Raw genomic sequence first — 14,023 nt, 5'->3', positions numbered from 1 at the left:
GGGCGCGCCTGCGCGCCCGCCCGGGATCAGCGTCGCGTGCGCAGGTAGTCGCCGACCACGGCGGCGCCCAGGCCGTCGAGGTCCGGGGCGATCACCCGGCCGCCCGAGCGGCGGGCGATCAGGTCCACGAACGCCGTCAGCCGCGGGTCGTCACCGAGGCGGAACACCGAGATCGACGCGCCCAGCTTGGCCAGCCGGTCCACTTCGGACAGTGTCTTGTGGAGGGTCCGTGGCTGGGGCGGGTAGTCGAAGACCGCCTCGCCGTCGGGTTCCAGGTGGGCCGTCGGCTCGCCGTCGGTGACCATCAGGACCACCGGCTGGGCGTCCGGGTGCCGCCGCAGGTGCTGTCCGGCCAGCAGCAGCCCGTGGTGGGCGTTCGTGCCCTGCTCCCACGCGCCTTCCAGCCCGACCAGCTCCGGCAGCTCCATCGACTGCGCGTAGCGGCCAAAAGTGATCAACTGCAGGGCGTCGTTGCGGAAGCGGGTGCTGATCAGCTGGTGCAGCGCGAGGGCCGTGCGCTTCATCGGCAGCCAGCGCCCTTCCTGCACCATCGACCACGACGTGTCCACCAGCAGCGCCACCGCCGCGCGCGTCCGGTGCTCGGTCTCGACCACTTCGACGTCCTCGACGTCGAGCCGCACCTGCCGCTCCCCCACGGAAACCGAGCGCAGCACGGCGTTGCGGATGGTCCGCGGCACGTCCCAGGGCTGCATGTCCCCGAACCGCCACGGCCGCGACGCGCCGGTGGGCTCCCCGGCCGCGCCCGCCGACTCGGTTTCGCGTTCGCCGGTCTTGCCGCGCAGCGCGTTCACGATGTCGGACAGCACCGTCTCGCCGAGGCGCCGCAACGCCTTGGGCGACAACCGGAGCGAACCGTCGGCGGCCCGTTCGAACAGGCCCTGGCGGCGCAGTTCGCGCTCCAGCTCGGCCAGCCGGCGGGCGTCCACCCCCGCGTCCTTGCCGAGCTGACGCTCGAGCGCCTCCAGGTCGATGTCCTCCAGCCGCGCGCCGGGGTACGACTGGCCGAGCTGCTCGGCCAGCGCGTCCAGCTCGGCGAGTTCCTGCATGGCCTGGGCGCCCTCGCCCATGCCCAGCGGGTTGTTGCCGCGGAAGCGCGCCGAACCCGTCCAGTCCTCGCCCGGCCGCGCCGCCCGCAGCTGACTGTCCAACCGGGACAGCTGCTGGGCCAGCCGCGGGTCGCCGAAGGCCTGCTGGGTCAGCTCGGCGAGTTCCGCGCGTTGTTCGGCGGACATCGAGTTGAGCATCCGCTGCGCGGCCGCCGACCGCTCGGCCAGCGCGTCGATCAGCTCCTCGACGTTCCGCGGATTCTCCGGGAAGAACTCGCCGTGCTTGGCCATGAAGTCGTCGAAGCGCTGCTGGATGTCCTCGGCGCCGCGGGCGTGTGCTTCCAGGAGGCCGTTGAGGTCGTCGAGCATCTCGTTGATCCGCTCGACGTCCTCGGGCCCGGCGTTCTGCAGCGCCTGCTTCATGCCCTGGAACCGGGACTCCATCAGCTCCTGGCCGAGCAGATCCCGGATCTTCTGGTAGTTCTCCCGGCCCTGTTCGGACTGCCAGTCGTAGTTCGCCAGCTCGTTGACGGCCGCGGCCGTGCCCGGTGGCAGCGCGTCGAGCTGGGCTTCCCGGAACCGGGCGTCGTCGTCCGGGTCCGGGAACAGCTCGCGGCGCTCGGCGTCGAGGGCTTCCTGCAGCAGGCGCTGGACCTCCTGCAGGGTGCCGTCGAGGTTGTTGCGCCGCTGGATCTGCGACCGGCGCTGCCAGAGCCGCCGGGTCAGCTCGTCGAGGCCGGCGGTGCGGTTCGTACCGCGCCGCAGCATCTCCTCCAGCGCGGCCCGCGGCGAGGCTCCGGCCATGACGTCCTGGCCGATCTCGTCGAGTGCGTCGCGCAGGTCGGCCGGCGGCGCGAGGGGATCCGGCCCGTCGTGCCACGGGCCGTAGGAGTAGCCGTCGGGAAGCGGGACCGCGGTCATCGGCCGTAGACGGTCGTCGCGTCGTCGGAGTCCTTTGCGAGCCTTCGCGAGAGGAACAGCGATTCGAGGGCGAGTTCGACGGCGGCCGCGATCCGGCCGGCGGGCTCGTCGGCGGCGACGCCGGCGCGCTGGGCGACCTCGTGCAGCACCGGAAGCTCCGGCAGCGCTTCGAGGACGTCCTTGCCCGGCACGCGCTCGCCGGTGGCGACCAGGTGGCCGTCACCGACCGCGTCGGCCAGCGGCCGCAGGTCCAGACCGGCGAACCGGTCTCGCGCGGTCTCGGCGATCGCGAGGCGCAGCAGGTGCACGAGGTGCTCGATCTCGCGGCCTTCTTCGCCGGGCTCGAACTCGATCTTGCCGCGCAGCACCGAGGGGACGGCGTCCAGGTCGACCGGGCGGGCCACCGCGGGCTCCTCCCCCGTCAGCGCCGAGCGCCGCAGGGCCGCGGCCGCCACGGTTTCCGCCGCGGCGACGGCGAACCGCGCCGAAACGCCGGAGCGCTGGTCGATCACCGTGGATTCCCGGAGGTTCCGGACGAACCGGGCGAGGACTTCCAGCAGCGGCTCGCCGACTTCGGCGACGAGGTTCGCCTCCTGCCGGACGACCGCGACCTCCGCCTCGACGTCGAGGGGGTAGTGCGTGCGGATTTCGGCGCCGAAGCGGTCCTTCAGCGGGGTGATGATCCGGCCGCGGTTGGTGTAGTCCTCGGGGTTCGCGGTGGCGACGAGCAGCACGTCCAACGGCAGCCGCAGGGTGTAGCCGCGGACCTGGATGTCGCGCTCCTCCATCACGTTGAGCAGGGCGACCTGGATGCGCTCGGCGAGGTCGGGCAGCTCGTTGATGGCGACGATGCCGCGGTGGGCGCGCGGGACCAGGCCGAAGTGGATGGTCTCCGGGTCGCCGAGGCTGCGGCCTTCGGCCACCTTCACCGGGTCGACGTCGCCGATCAGGTCACCGACCGAGGTGTCCGGGGTGGCGAGCTTTTCGGTGTAGCGCTCGGAGCGGTGGCGCCAGGTCACCGGCAGGTCGTCGCCGAGTTCGGCGGCGCGCCGGATCGACGCGGGCGTGATCGGCTGCAGCGGGTGTTCGCCCAGCTCGGAGCCTTCGATGACGGGCGTCCACTCGTCGAGCAGGCCGGCCAGGGTGCGCAGCAGGCGGGTCTTGCCCTGGCCGCGTTCACCGAGCAGGACGACGTCGTGCCCGGCCAGCAGCGCGCGTTCGAGCTGCGGCAGGACCGTGCGCGAGAACCCGACGATGCCGGGCCAGGCGTCCTCGCCGTTCTTCAGCGCGGTCAGCAGGTTGTCGTGGATCTCTCGGGCGATCGGGCGCGGCTCGTAGCCGGCCGCGCGCAGGGCCCCGGCGGTGCGGGGAAGAGCGTCGGGAACAGCGTTCACCCGTTCGACGCTACTGCGGGATCGGCGGTGCGTCGACGTGGAGCGGCTCCAGCGTGGGCGCACTGCTGTGGTGTCCGCCCGCCCGGTAAAATAGGGCGTCGTGTGCCGTCCCAGTGCGACTTTCGCCGTCTGGTCGAGCGCGTGGCTCAACGGGGCCGCCGCGTCCGACGATGTCCTCGATGCCCTGCTCGCGTGGGGTGAGGCCCATGACGTCGTGGCCGCCGACGCGGCCGCGGCCGAGGCGTTCGCGCTGCCGCTGGCGTTCAACCGGGCGGCCACGCCGGTGCAGCTGCTGATGGCGCTGCGTTCGCAAGGAGCGAAATCGCTGCAGCTGGTGCTCCCGGTCCCGGGCGACGTCCGCGGCCTGGGCGGCGGTGGCCCGTTCACCGAAGCGGCCTTGCGCGCGGGCGACGCGCTGGTGCTGCCCGACCTCGGGTTCGGCCTGGTGCCGGAGCCGATCGCCGAAGGACTGGTCCGCTGGACGGTCTACTCGCTGGCCACCCCGACGGCGCCGGAGCACGTCGCGCTCGGCGAGGCCGAGCACGGGCTGACGGACGCGATCCGGGCCAGCGCCGGGGCGTTGCAGACCCTCGACGTGGCCTCGGACCGGCCCGGCGTGCGCGCGGAGCTGTCGGCCCACCTGCGTTCGCGGCCGGAGGTCGACTGGCCGGCCGGCACGCCCGGGCGCGCCCTGCGGGTCCTGCAGCGGGCCGAGGAGATCGCGGCGATCCTGGTGATCGCCTCGACGGACGAGCCGGGCGGGGCCCTGTCGGCTTCGGCTTCGACCCTGCGGGCCCAGGCCCTGCGGCCGCTGTCGGACGCGGTCCGGACGGCCCGGTGCGCGGCGGTCAACGAGGCGGTGCGGGTGTTCGCGGAGCAGACGGCCCGCGAAGGCTGAGCGGTGCCGGACGACACCTGGGCCGCGGTGGCCGACGATTTCGCCGACGGAGCCTATGCGTCGGCCAAGGGGCGCGTGCGCACCTCGGTGATGCACCGGCAGCTGCTGGAGCACCTGCCTGCCGCGCCGGCCTCCGTGCTGGACGTCGGCGGCGGGGCCGGTCACCAGTCGCTCCCGCTGGCCCGGGCGGGCTACGACGTCACCCTGCTCGACTCCTCGGCGGCGATGCTGGCCAAGGCCCGGCAGCGGCTCCCGGCCGCGGTGAGGTTCGTGGAAGCCGGCGCCGCGGACGCCGTGGCCGCGGTCGAGGGGCGTCTCTTCGACGCCGTCCTGTGCCACGGCGTGCTGGGGTACCTGGAGCGGCCGGAACCCGTGCTCGACCAGTTGTGCCGGTGCGCCGCGCCGGGCGGTCTCGTGTCGATCATGACGGGCAACGCCGACGCGGCCGCGGTCCGCCCGGCGCTGGAAGGACGCTGGGAGGACGCCCTGGCCGCCTTCGACGCCCGCACCGAAATCGGCGTGCTGGGCCTGCCGACGCGCGCCGACACCGTGGCGGAACTCAGCGAGTCACTGCGCAGCCGTGGGGTGGAACCCCTTGCGTGGTACGGGGTCTGGCTGTTCGTCGACTGGCTCGACCTCAGCGGCGCCGCCCCGGACCCGGCCGAAGCCGAGCGCATCGCGGCCGTCGAGTTCGAAGCCGGCCGTCGGGATCCCTACCGCCGGCTCAGCCGCGTCTTCCACCTCGTGGGGCGCCGGACCTAACGGCTCGGGCGCTTCGCCGGTTCGCAGCAGCCGACCGCGCAGGGAGCGCCGTTGACCGTGCACCCCGCCGACGGGAACGGTGACAGCTTCCGCGGCGCCACGCCGTGCGTGTGCTCGCGGATCAGCTCCACCACCAGCTCCGCGAACCGCGGGTCGGACCCCGCGGTCGCCGCACGGGCGAAGGCCATTCCGTGCTCGGCCGCGCGTTCCGCGGCCTCGTTGTCCAGGTCCCAGATGACCTCGAGGTGGTCGGACACGAACCCGATCGGCGAGACGACCACCCCGGGCACCCCGGCCTCGTGCAGCGTGTCGATGTGGTCGACGATGTCCGGTTCCAGCCACGGCACCTGCGGCGGCCCGGACCGCGACTGCCAGACGACGTCGTACTCCGCGATCCCCGCCTCGGCCGCGACCAGGCGGGCCGCCTCCGCGATCTGGCGCGAGTAGCGGCGGCCGCCGTCGGCCGGCGGACCCGAGGCCCGGTCGGCGCTGTCCGGCACCGAGTGGGCCGTGAACACCGTGCGGATGCCGGGCTCGTTCCCGAGCGACGCGTGGGCCGCGCGCACGCCGTCGGCGACCGCCGAGACGAACAGCGGGTGGTCGAAGAACTGGCGGATCTTCACCAGCTCGGGGGCACCGTCGCCGACCGCCGCGCGGGCGCGCTCGATGTCCTCGTCGTACTGGCGGCACGCGGAGTAGCCGCCGTACGCGCTCGTGGGGAACACCAGAACCCGCTTCGCGCCTTCCGCCGTGAGCGCGGCCAGGGTGTCCTCGACCATCGGGTGCCAGTTGCGGTTGCCGAAGTGCACCGGCAGCTCCATGCCGGCGCCCGCGAGCTGCTTCTCCACCGCCGCCATCGCCTCGCGGTTCAGCCGGTTGATCGGCGAGACCCCGCCGAAGTGCCGGTAGTGCTCGGCGACTTCCAGGAGCCGCTCGCGCGGCACCCCGCGGCCCTTGGTGACGTTCTCGAGGAACGGCATGACGTCGTCGGGCCCTTCCGGACCGCCGAACGAAAGCCACAGCAACGCGTCGTATCCCACCCCGTCATCTTGCCGATGTGGCCGCCCGCACGCCGACCCGGCCCCGTTATGAATCGATCAGTACAAAACTGTGGTACGGTCTTCCCATGCCCAGGCCACGGGAGTTCGACGAGACCACCGCCGTCGAGAAGGCGATGCACGCCTTCTGGGAGCACGGCTACGAAGGGACGTCGACGCAGGACCTGTGCGAGGCCACCGGCCTCGGCCGCAGCAGCGTCTACAACACGTTCACCAGCAAGCGGGCCCTGTTCGGGCGTTCACTGGCGCACTACACCGGCACCCAGCTGGACAAGCGCCAGGCGATCCTCGACGGTCCGGGCACCGCGGCCGAGCGGCTCGCCGCGGTCCTCGGCAGCACCATCGAGGACGACCTCGAAGAGCACCGCCGCGGCTGCCTGGTGGTCAACACCCTGGCCGAACTCGGGGTACCCGACGACGAGGTGGGCGCCGCGCTGCGGGCCGACACCGACCGGAATCTCACCATGTTCACCCAGTGCGTCCGGGAGGGCGTGCTCGACGGCAGCCTCCGGGACGGCCTCGACCCCGCCGACGTGGCGGAATACCTGCTCAGCACCACCTCGGGCCTGCGCGTGATGGCCCGCCGGGGCAGCAGCCGCAAGAGCATGCACGCGGTCGCCGACCTGGCGCTGTCCGCCATCACCCGCTGAGGACCGCCCGGCCCGGATCAAGCACGCCCTGATTTTGAACTGAACGATACATAACCAGGAGGGACTCTCATGCCGTTGGCCGTCTTCGTCCTCGGGCTCAGCGTGTTCGCGCTGGGCACGTCCGAGTTCATGATCACCGGCCTGCTCCCCGGCATGGCCGCCGACCTGCAGGTGAGCATCCCCGACGCCGGACTGCTGATCTCGGCGTTCGCCGTGGGCATGGTGGTCGGCGCGCCGCTGCTGGCGATCGGGACCCTGCGGCTCCCCCGCCGCCGGACCCTGCTGGCGCTGCTCGGCGTGTTCGCCGTGACGCACGTCGTCGGCGCCCTCGCCGGGAGCTACGCGCTCCTCTTCGCGACGCGCGTGATCGCGGCCCTCGCCTGCGCCGGGTTCTGGGCCGTCGCCCTGGCGACGACGATCGCGCTCGTGCCGGTGGACCGGCGCGGGCGGGCGATGGCCGTGCTCGTCGGCGGCCTGACCGTGGCGAACATCGCCGGGGTCCCGGCCGGCACGTTCCTCGGCCAGCACGCCGGCTGGCGGACGGCGTTCTGGGCGGTGGCGGTGGTGACGCTGGTCGCGGTGGCGGGGGTGGCGCTGCTGGTGCCGGAGACGACCGGCGAGGCGGTGAGCGTCCGCGGTGAGCTGCGGCTCTACCGCCGGGGCCGGGTCTGGCTCGCGCTCGGGGTGATCGCGTTGTGCCAGGCCATGATCTTCGCCGCGTTCAGCTACCTCGCCCCGCTGCTGACCGAGACCGACGGGCTGGCCGAGGGCTGGGTGCCGGGGGTTCTCGCGCTGTTCGGCGTCGGCGCGCTGATCGGGATCAGCGCGGGTGGCCGGCTGGCCGACCGGCGGCCGTTCGCCACGCTCTACGGCTGCCTCGCGCTCGCGCTGGCCGCGCTGCTGGTGCTGGCGCTGACCACCGACGCGCTGGTGGCCGTCGGGGCCGTGATGGTGTTCGGCGTGGCCGCGTTCGGCGCCAACCCGGCCCTGAACCTCCGCGCCTTCCAGGCCGCCGGGGACGCGCCCACCCTCGTCGGCGCCAGCACGACGTCGGCCTTCAACGTCGGCAACACCGCCGGCCCGTGGCTGGGCGGCGTCGCGATCGACGCCGGCTTCGGCTTCCCGAGCGTGGCCTGGACCGGCATCGCCCTCGGCGTGGCCACGCTGGCCGCGCTCACGGTCGCCGCCGCCGTGCAGCGCAGCGACGACCGTGAGCTGGTCGCGGTGTGAGCCTCAGACGCCCAGGAAGTGGACGCCGCCGTCGACCATGATCATCGAGCCGGTGGTGGCGGGGAGCCAGTCCGACAGCACCGCGCAGACGCTCTTCGCCACCGGGTCCGGGTCCGTGCTGTCCCAGCCGAGCGGCGCGCGCTCGCCCCAGCCGTCCTCCAGGTCGACGAAGCCCGGGATGGACTTCGCGGCCATCGTCTTCATCGGGCCCGCGCTGACCAGGTTGACCCGGATGCCCTGCGGCCCGAGTTCCTTGGCCAGGTACCGGTTGACCGACTCGAGCCCGGCCTTCGCGACGCCCATCCAGTTGTAGACCGGCCACGCGACCCGCGCGTCGAAGTCCATGCCGACGTAGGACGAACCGCGGCCCATCAGCGGCAGGCAGGCCTTCGCCAGCGACATGTACGAGTACGTCGAGATCTCGATCGCGGTCTTGACGTCCTCGGCGGGCGCGTCCATGAACGGTGCGCCGAGGCAGGTCTGCGGGGCGAAACCGATCGAGTGCAGCACGCCGTCGAGGCCGTCGACGTGCTCGCGGACCTTGTCGGCGAGGCCGTCGAGGTGCTCGGAGTTGGTGACGTCCAGCTCGATCACCGGCGCCTCTTCGGGCAGCCGCTTCGCGATGCGCTCGACCAGCGACATGCGGCCGAAGCCGGTCAGCACGACCTTGGCGCCCTCCTGCTGCGCGATCTTGGCCGCGTGGAAGGCGAGCGAAGCGTCGGTGATGATGCCGGTGATCAGCAGGCGCTTGCCTTCGAGCAGTCCGGGCACGGGTCCTCCAAGTCTTGGTTCTGGGTAACGGGAATCAGTGGCCGAGGCCGAGGCCGCCGTCGACGGGCAGCACCGCGCCGTTGACGTAGCCGGCTTCGTCGGAGGCCAGGTAGCGCACGGCGGCGGCGATCTCCGACGGCTCGGCGTACCGGCCGGAGGGCACCTGCGCGAGGATCTCCTTCTTGCGGGCCTCGGGCAGCTCGTCGGTCATGTCGGTGTGCACGAACCCGGGCGCGACGACGTTCGAGGTGATGTTGCGCGAGCCGAGCTCCCGGGCCAGCGACCGGGCGAACCCGACCAGGCCGGCCTTGGACGCCGCGTAGTTCGCCTGGCCGGCCGAGCCGGAGAGGCCGACGACCGAGGAGATGAAGACGAACCGGCCCCACTTGCCACGCAGCATGCCGCGGGAGGCGCGCTTGGCGACGCGGAAGGCGCCGGTGAGGTTGGCGTTCAGGACGCGTTCGAACTGCTCGTCGCTCATCCGCATCAGCAGCGTGTCGTCGGTCAGGCCGGCGTTGGAGACGAGCACCTCGACCGGGCCCTGGTGCTCCTCGACGAGCTTGAAGGCGGCGTCGACCTGCTCGGTGTCGGTGACGTCGGCCTGCACGCCGAACAGTCCTTCGGGCGCCCCCGAACCACGGTGCGTGACGGCGACCCGGTGCCCCTGCTCGGCGAGGTCCCGGGCGATCGCCAGACCGATGCCCCGGTTGCCCCCGGTGACCAGAACCGACCGTCCCACTGTGCTCTCCTCTTCTCGCCGTTCGCGGATGCCGCGCACGAGGTTATCGGCAGGGCCCGCGGGTCGCGCACCCGCGCCCGGCTCACCGCGACCGTCCTAAGCCGGTGTTAGGAACTGCCTCCCGACCTTGCTGGTTACCCGCTGGTTGGTCACCGTGAGTCGCAACACAGGAGGTCGACGATGACAACCCGGATCAGTCCCGCGACCGCGGGGACCGTCAGCGAAAAGCGCGTGATCGGCAACGTGCTGCGCGGCTCCATCGGCAACTTGATCGAGTGGTACGACTGGTACGCCTACGCCGCGTTCACCACCTACTTCGCCAAGTCGTTCTTCCCGACGTCCGACACGACCGCCGCGTTCCTGGGGTCCGCCGCGGTGTTCGCCGTCGGGTTCCTCATGCGGCCGCTGGGCGGGTGGATGCTCGGCCGGTTCGCCGACCGGTTCGGCCGCCGCCGGGCGCTGGTGCTCTCGGTCACGCTCATGGCCGGCGGCTCGCTGCTCATCGCCGTCACGCCGAACTATCACACGATCGGGATCGCCGCGCCGATCCTGCTGCTCACCGCGCGGCTGATCCAGGGCCTGTCGGTCGGCGGCGAATACTCCACCTCGGCGACCTACCTGTCCGAAGTGGCCACTCCCGGCAAGCGCGGCTTCTACTCGAGCTTCCAGTACGTGACCCTCTACGGCGGCCAGCTGCTCGCCCTGGGCCTCCAGCTGATCCTGCAGGCGCTGCTCACCGAGCAGCAGCTGACGTCGTGGGGCTGGCGGATCGCGTTCGGCGTCGGCACGGTCGCCGCGCTCACCGTGATGTGGCTGCGGCGCGGCATGGACGAGTCCGAGAGCTACCGGCGCGAGGCCGCGGACACCCAGGGCGACCGCGGCACCCTGCGCACGCTCGCCAAGTACCCCAAGGAGATCGCCCTCGTCGTCGGCCTGACCCTCGGCGGCACGGTCGGCTTCTACACCTTCGCCACCTACAGCCAGAAGTTCCTGGAGAACACCGCGCACGTGCCGCGGCGGCAGGTCACCATCGTGCTGTTCTGCGCGATCCTCGTCGCGGCGGTCCTGCAGCCGGTGTTCGGGCGCCTGTCCGACCGGATCGGCCGCCGCCCGCTGCTGCTGTTCTTCGGCATCGGCGGCACCCTGCTGACCGTCCCGCTGATGACGGTGATGGGTTCGACCCGCAACCCCGTCGGCGCGTTCTTCCTGGTGCTGGCCGGCCTCGTCATCGTCGCCGGGTACACCTCGATCAACGCGATCGTGAAGGCCGAGCTGTTCCCGACGAAGATCCGCGCGCTCGGCGTCGGGCTGCCGTACGCGCTGACCGTGGCGATCTTCGGCGGCACCGCCGAGCTCATCGCGCAGGCGCTGAAGAGCGCGGGGCACGAGACGGTGTTCTTCTGGTACGTCGCGGGCTGTGTCCTGGTCTCCCTGATCGTCTACGGCACAATGCGGGAAACCTCGAAGACCTCCGAGCTCGAAGAGCGCAGCGAAGACGAACACTGACAAGGGGATGGCCGTGCGCGTGCTCCTCGTCGAAGACGACGCGGGTGTCGCCGGCGCGCTCGCCGAGTCGCTGCACGCGCGCGGTCACCCCGTCACCAGCGTCGCCCGCGGGGCCGACGCCCTGCACCACCACCGCGCCGCCGACCTCGTCCTGCTGGACCTGGGCCTGCCCGACCTCGACGGCCTGGACGTCCTGCGCAAGATCCGGGCCGTCTCGCCGGTCCCGGTGATCGTGCTGACCGCCCGCGGCGACGAACGCTCGGTGGTGCGCGGGCTGCGGCTCGGCGCGGACGACTACCTCACCAAGCCGGTCCGGCTGGCCGAGCTGCTGGCCCGGATGGACGCCGTCGTGCGGCGCGCGGTGGCCCGCACCGCCCCCGCGGACGACGTCGTGCGTGTCGAAGACGTCGAGATCGACCTCGGTGCCCGCCGGGTGCTGGTCGCCGGGCACGACATCGCGCTGACCACCAAGGAGTTCGAAATCCTGGCCGTGCTCGCCGCCCGCCCCGGCACCGCCGTCAGCCGCCAGCAGCTCATGGACGAGGTCTGGGGCGACGCCTACCTCGCGGTGTCGCGGTCGCTCGACGTCCACCTGACCGGGCTGCGCGCCAAGCTCGACCGGCCGGGGCTGCTCACCACCATCCGCGGCTTCGGCTACCGCCTCGGCCGGGACTGACCCGCCGTGCGCACCCGGCTGCTGGTGGTCCTGGTCGCCCTCGCCCTCGCGGTGGTCGCCGCGTTCGCCGTGCCGCTGCTCGCTTCGACGGCGGAGCAGCGCACGCAGCAGCTGGTCATCTCCCGCACCGCCGACGTCGACCGGTTCGTCGTGCTGGCCCAGCAGGCCGTCGACACCCGCGACCCGGCCGCGCTCGCCGCCGACGCGGCCCGCTACGCCGAGCTGTACGGCGAAGGCGTCGTCATCGTCGACGCCCGGCGCGTCCCGCTGGTGCAGGCGGGCGGGCTGACCGCGGCCGACCCGGCAGTGCACACCCTGGTCGAGGCGGCCATGCGCAACGAACCGGCCCCGCGCGTGGACGGGCTCTCGCCGTGGTCGGCCGAACCGGCCTACTTCGCGCGCCCGGTCGGCACCGGCACCCGCGTGTCGGGCGTGGTCGTGCTGCGTGCGTCCGTGACGGCGGCGGCCGCGGACGTCGCCACCCGCTGGAGCACCATCGGCGCCGGGGCGCTGCTGGTCGCGGTGGTGTTCGTGCTGCTCGCCGTGGTGCTGGCGCGGTGGATGGTGCGGCCGCTGCACGAGCTGGAGACCGGCGTGCTGGCCGTGGCCGCCGGGCACCGCGCGCACGTCCCGGAGCGTGCCGGGCCGCGCGAGCTGCGGTCGCTGGCCGCCGAGGTCAACCGGATGTCCGAAGCCGTCCTCGAAGCCGCCGAGCAGCAGCACCGGCTGGTCGCCGACGCCTCACACCAGCTCCGGAACCCGATGGCCGCGCTGCGGCTGCGCGTCGATTCCCTCGCCGGGCGCATCGAAGGCGACGACAGCGCGTACCGCGCCACCGTCGCCGAGGTGGAACGCCTCGAGAAGCTCCTCGACGGCCTGCTGGCGCTCGCCCTGGCCGAGAGCACCGCGACCCGGGTGGCGGCCGGGGGCACGGACGCGGCGTGCGACCTGGCGTCGGTGCTGGCCGAGCGCGTCGACGCCTGGCGCCCGGCCGCCGAAGACGCCGGTGCGGCGATCGTGCCCCCGCCGGGCCACGAGGAGCCGGTCACCGTGCGCTGCCCCGAGGGCGAGCTCGCGCAGATCCTCGACGTCCTGCTCGACAACGCCGTCCACTACGCCGGCCGCGGCGCGACGATCACCACCCACTGGGAGACCGGCCCTTCCACCGCCACGCTGATCGTCGCCGACGACGGGCCGGGACTGTCCACTGCGGACCGTGCGCGGGCGACCGAGCGGTTCTGGCGCGCGGGCGGCGAAGGCGCCCCTCGCGGCACCGGTCTGGGCCTGGCCATCGCGCACCAGCAGGTCCGCACCCGCGGCGGGGTCCTCGAACTGCGGCAGGCGCACCCGCACGGCCTCGAAGCCCGCGTGACACTGCCGGTGCAGGAGGTGCCCGGATGACGCTCACCCGCCGCACGGCCCTGCTCGGCGGCCTCGGCCTCGCCCTGGCCGGGTGTTCGGCCCGGGGCTACGACGGCCCCGAACGGGACATCACCATCGCCGCGGGCGAGCGCGGCGGTTTCTACCTGGCCTTCGCGGAGCTGCTGGCGGCCGAGCTGAGCCGCGCCGAGCCGCGGCTGCACGCCACCGCGGTCCCGACCGAGGCGAGTGTCGCCAACGTCGAGCTGGTGCGGCGCGGCCGGGCCGACCTCGGGCTGGTGCTCGCCGACGTCGCCCAGACGGCGGTGCGCGGCGACGCGCCGTTCGCCGGGAAGGTGCCGCTGCTCGCGCTCGGCCGCGTCTACGAGAACTACCTGCAGCTCGTGGTCCGGGCCGACGGGCCGGTGCGCCGGTGCGCCGACCTGGCCGGGCGGCCGGTGTCGCTGGGCGCGAGCGGCTCCGGCGCGGCCCAGCTCGGCGAGCGCGTGTTCGCGAAGGCGGGCGTCCCGGTGGATGCCCGGCACCTGCTGTTCGACGACGCGGTCCGGGCCTTGGCCGGCCGGCGGATCGACGCGATGCTGTGGTCGGGCGGGGTGCCCACGCCGAAGCTCGCGGACCTCACCCGGACCACGCCGATCGCGCTGCTGCCCCTTGACACCGTGGTGCCGGCCCTGCGGGCGGCGTACGGGCCGGTGTACGACCAGGTCCAGGTCCCCGACGGGGCCTACCGCGGCGTCGGCGCTCTCGGCACGATCGGCGTCGCGAACCTGCTGGTGTGCGCCCCTTCCCTGCCGGACGACGTCGCCGCGGCGGTGGTCCGGCTGCTCGTGGAACGCGCCACGGCGCTGGTGCCCGCGGAGGCCGTCGGCACGCAGTTCCTGGACGTGCGGACGCTGATCGGCACGGAACCGGTCCCCCTGCAGCCCGGCGCGGCGGCCGCGTACCGGGCGCTGCACGGCTGAGCGCTAGAT

The 14,023-nt window shown here is 73.2% G+C and carries 13 protein-coding genes; 8 read left to right on the top strand and 5 right to left on the bottom strand.

The features are described from left to right. Positions 1-26: 26 nt before the first annotated feature. A complete protein-coding gene (locus tag AB0J55_RS05180) occupies positions 27-1,988 on the bottom strand; it encodes a VWA domain-containing protein (protein WP_364242999.1) in 1,962 nt (653 codons plus the stop codon). After that, entirely contained in the window at positions 1,985-3,382 is a 1,398-nt protein-coding gene (locus AB0J55_RS05175; RefSeq protein ID WP_364242996.1) for an ATP-binding protein, read from the bottom strand. Before AB0J55_RS05175 ends, AB0J55_RS05180 begins: the two co-directional genes overlap by 4 nt. Before the next feature lie 100 nt (positions 3,383-3,482). Here AB0J55_RS05175 and AB0J55_RS05170 point away from each other — a divergent pair, with 100 nt between their 5' ends. Both AB0J55_RS05170 and AB0J55_RS05165 read left to right on the top strand, forming a co-directional pair. Continuing rightward, positions 3,483-4,280 carry a hypothetical protein gene (locus AB0J55_RS05170; RefSeq protein WP_364242993.1) on the top strand — a complete coding sequence of 266 codons (798 nt, stop codon included), beginning with the start codon at positions 3,483-3,485 and terminating at the stop codon, positions 4,278-4,280. A gap of 3 nt (positions 4,281-4,283) precedes the next feature. Continuing rightward, on the top strand, positions 4,284-5,042 hold the full coding sequence (locus AB0J55_RS05165) for a methyltransferase domain-containing protein (protein WP_364242990.1): 759 nt from the start codon (positions 4,284-4,286) through the stop codon (positions 5,040-5,042). Here AB0J55_RS05165 and AB0J55_RS05160 read toward each other — a convergent pair. Next, positions 5,039-6,082: a ferrochelatase gene (locus AB0J55_RS05160; RefSeq protein WP_364242987.1), complete on the bottom strand. Its 1,044-nt coding sequence runs from the start codon at positions 6,080-6,082 to the stop codon at positions 5,039-5,041. The genes AB0J55_RS05165 and AB0J55_RS05160 overlap by 4 nt on opposite strands. Positions 6,083-6,168: 86 nt before the next feature. On the opposite strand from AB0J55_RS05160, the gene AB0J55_RS05155 reads away from it, so the two are divergent. Both AB0J55_RS05155 and AB0J55_RS05150 read left to right on the top strand, forming a co-directional pair. Further along, positions 6,169-6,750 carry a TetR/AcrR family transcriptional regulator gene (locus tag AB0J55_RS05155; protein WP_364242984.1) on the top strand — a complete coding sequence of 194 codons (582 nt, stop codon included), beginning with the start codon at positions 6,169-6,171 and terminating at the stop codon, positions 6,748-6,750. A 69-nt stretch (positions 6,751-6,819) separates the two neighbouring features. Beyond that, positions 6,820-7,980 (top strand): Cmx/CmrA family chloramphenicol efflux MFS transporter, encoded by a 1,161-nt coding sequence (locus AB0J55_RS05150; protein WP_364242981.1) that lies wholly within the window; start codon positions 6,820-6,822, stop codon positions 7,978-7,980. Positions 7,981-7,983: 3 nt separating this feature from the next. On the opposite strand, the gene fabI is transcribed toward AB0J55_RS05150, so the two are convergent. Both fabI and AB0J55_RS05140 read right to left on the bottom strand, forming a co-directional pair. Then, positions 7,984-8,751 carry an enoyl-ACP reductase FabI gene (fabI, locus tag AB0J55_RS05145; protein WP_364242978.1) on the bottom strand — a complete coding sequence of 256 codons (768 nt, stop codon included), beginning with the start codon at positions 8,749-8,751 and terminating at the stop codon, positions 7,984-7,986. A 34-nt stretch (positions 8,752-8,785) separates the two neighbouring features. Beyond that, positions 8,786-9,490, bottom strand: coding sequence for a beta-ketoacyl-ACP reductase (locus AB0J55_RS05140; protein ID WP_364242975.1), 705 nt, complete (start codon positions 9,488-9,490; stop codon positions 8,786-8,788). 180 nt (positions 9,491-9,670) lie between these two features. On the opposite strand from AB0J55_RS05140, the gene AB0J55_RS05135 reads away from it, so the two are divergent. The 4 genes from AB0J55_RS05135 to AB0J55_RS05120 are packed head-to-tail and all read left to right on the top strand — an operon-like array spanning position 9,671 to position 14,014. Then, positions 9,671-10,996 (top strand): MFS transporter, encoded by a 1,326-nt coding sequence (locus AB0J55_RS05135; RefSeq protein ID WP_364242972.1) that lies wholly within the window; start codon positions 9,671-9,673, stop codon positions 10,994-10,996. 7 nt (positions 10,997-11,003) lie between these two features. Beyond that, positions 11,004-11,672: a response regulator transcription factor gene (locus AB0J55_RS05130; RefSeq protein WP_364242969.1), complete on the top strand. Its 669-nt coding sequence runs from the start codon at positions 11,004-11,006 to the stop codon at positions 11,670-11,672. A gap of 6 nt (positions 11,673-11,678) precedes the next feature. Then, entirely contained in the window at positions 11,679-13,073 is a 1,395-nt protein-coding gene (locus tag AB0J55_RS05125; protein WP_364242966.1) for a HAMP domain-containing sensor histidine kinase, read from the top strand. Then, positions 13,070-14,014: a TAXI family TRAP transporter solute-binding subunit gene (locus AB0J55_RS05120; RefSeq protein WP_364242963.1), complete on the top strand. Its 945-nt coding sequence runs from the start codon at positions 13,070-13,072 to the stop codon at positions 14,012-14,014. The genes AB0J55_RS05125 and AB0J55_RS05120 overlap by 4 nt, the downstream gene beginning before the upstream one ends. The last annotated feature ends 9 nt before the right edge of the window (positions 14,015-14,023 follow it).

The organism is Amycolatopsis sp. NPDC049688 (assembly GCF_040674975.1).
Taxonomy (GTDB): domain Bacteria; phylum Actinomycetota; class Actinomycetes; order Mycobacteriales; family Pseudonocardiaceae; genus Amycolatopsis.
The sequence above is the reverse complement of the archived record's forward strand: the minus strand, read 5'-3'. Positions and strand labels throughout refer to the sequence as shown.

What these genes read in the sequence shown, in the direction of transcription:
- AB0J55_RS05150 (WP_364242981.1), top strand. Translation starts at nt 6,820, where the DNA reads ATGCCGTTGGCCGTCTTCGTCCTCGGGCTCAGCGTGTTCGCGCTGGGC.
- AB0J55_RS05180 (WP_364242999.1), bottom strand. Translation starts at nt 1,988, where the DNA reads ATGACCGCGGTCCCGCTTCCCGACGGCTACTCCTACGGCCCGTGGCAC.
- AB0J55_RS05135 (WP_364242972.1), top strand. Translation starts at nt 9,671, where the DNA reads ATGACAACCCGGATCAGTCCCGCGACCGCGGGGACCGTCAGCGAAAAG.
- AB0J55_RS05155 (WP_364242984.1), top strand. Translation starts at nt 6,169, where the DNA reads ATGCCCAGGCCACGGGAGTTCGACGAGACCACCGCCGTCGAGAAGGCG.
- AB0J55_RS05120 (WP_364242963.1), top strand. Translation starts at nt 13,070, where the DNA reads ATGACGCTCACCCGCCGCACGGCCCTGCTCGGCGGCCTCGGCCTCGCC.
- AB0J55_RS05130 (WP_364242969.1), top strand. Translation starts at nt 11,004, where the DNA reads ATGGCCGTGCGCGTGCTCCTCGTCGAAGACGACGCGGGTGTCGCCGGC.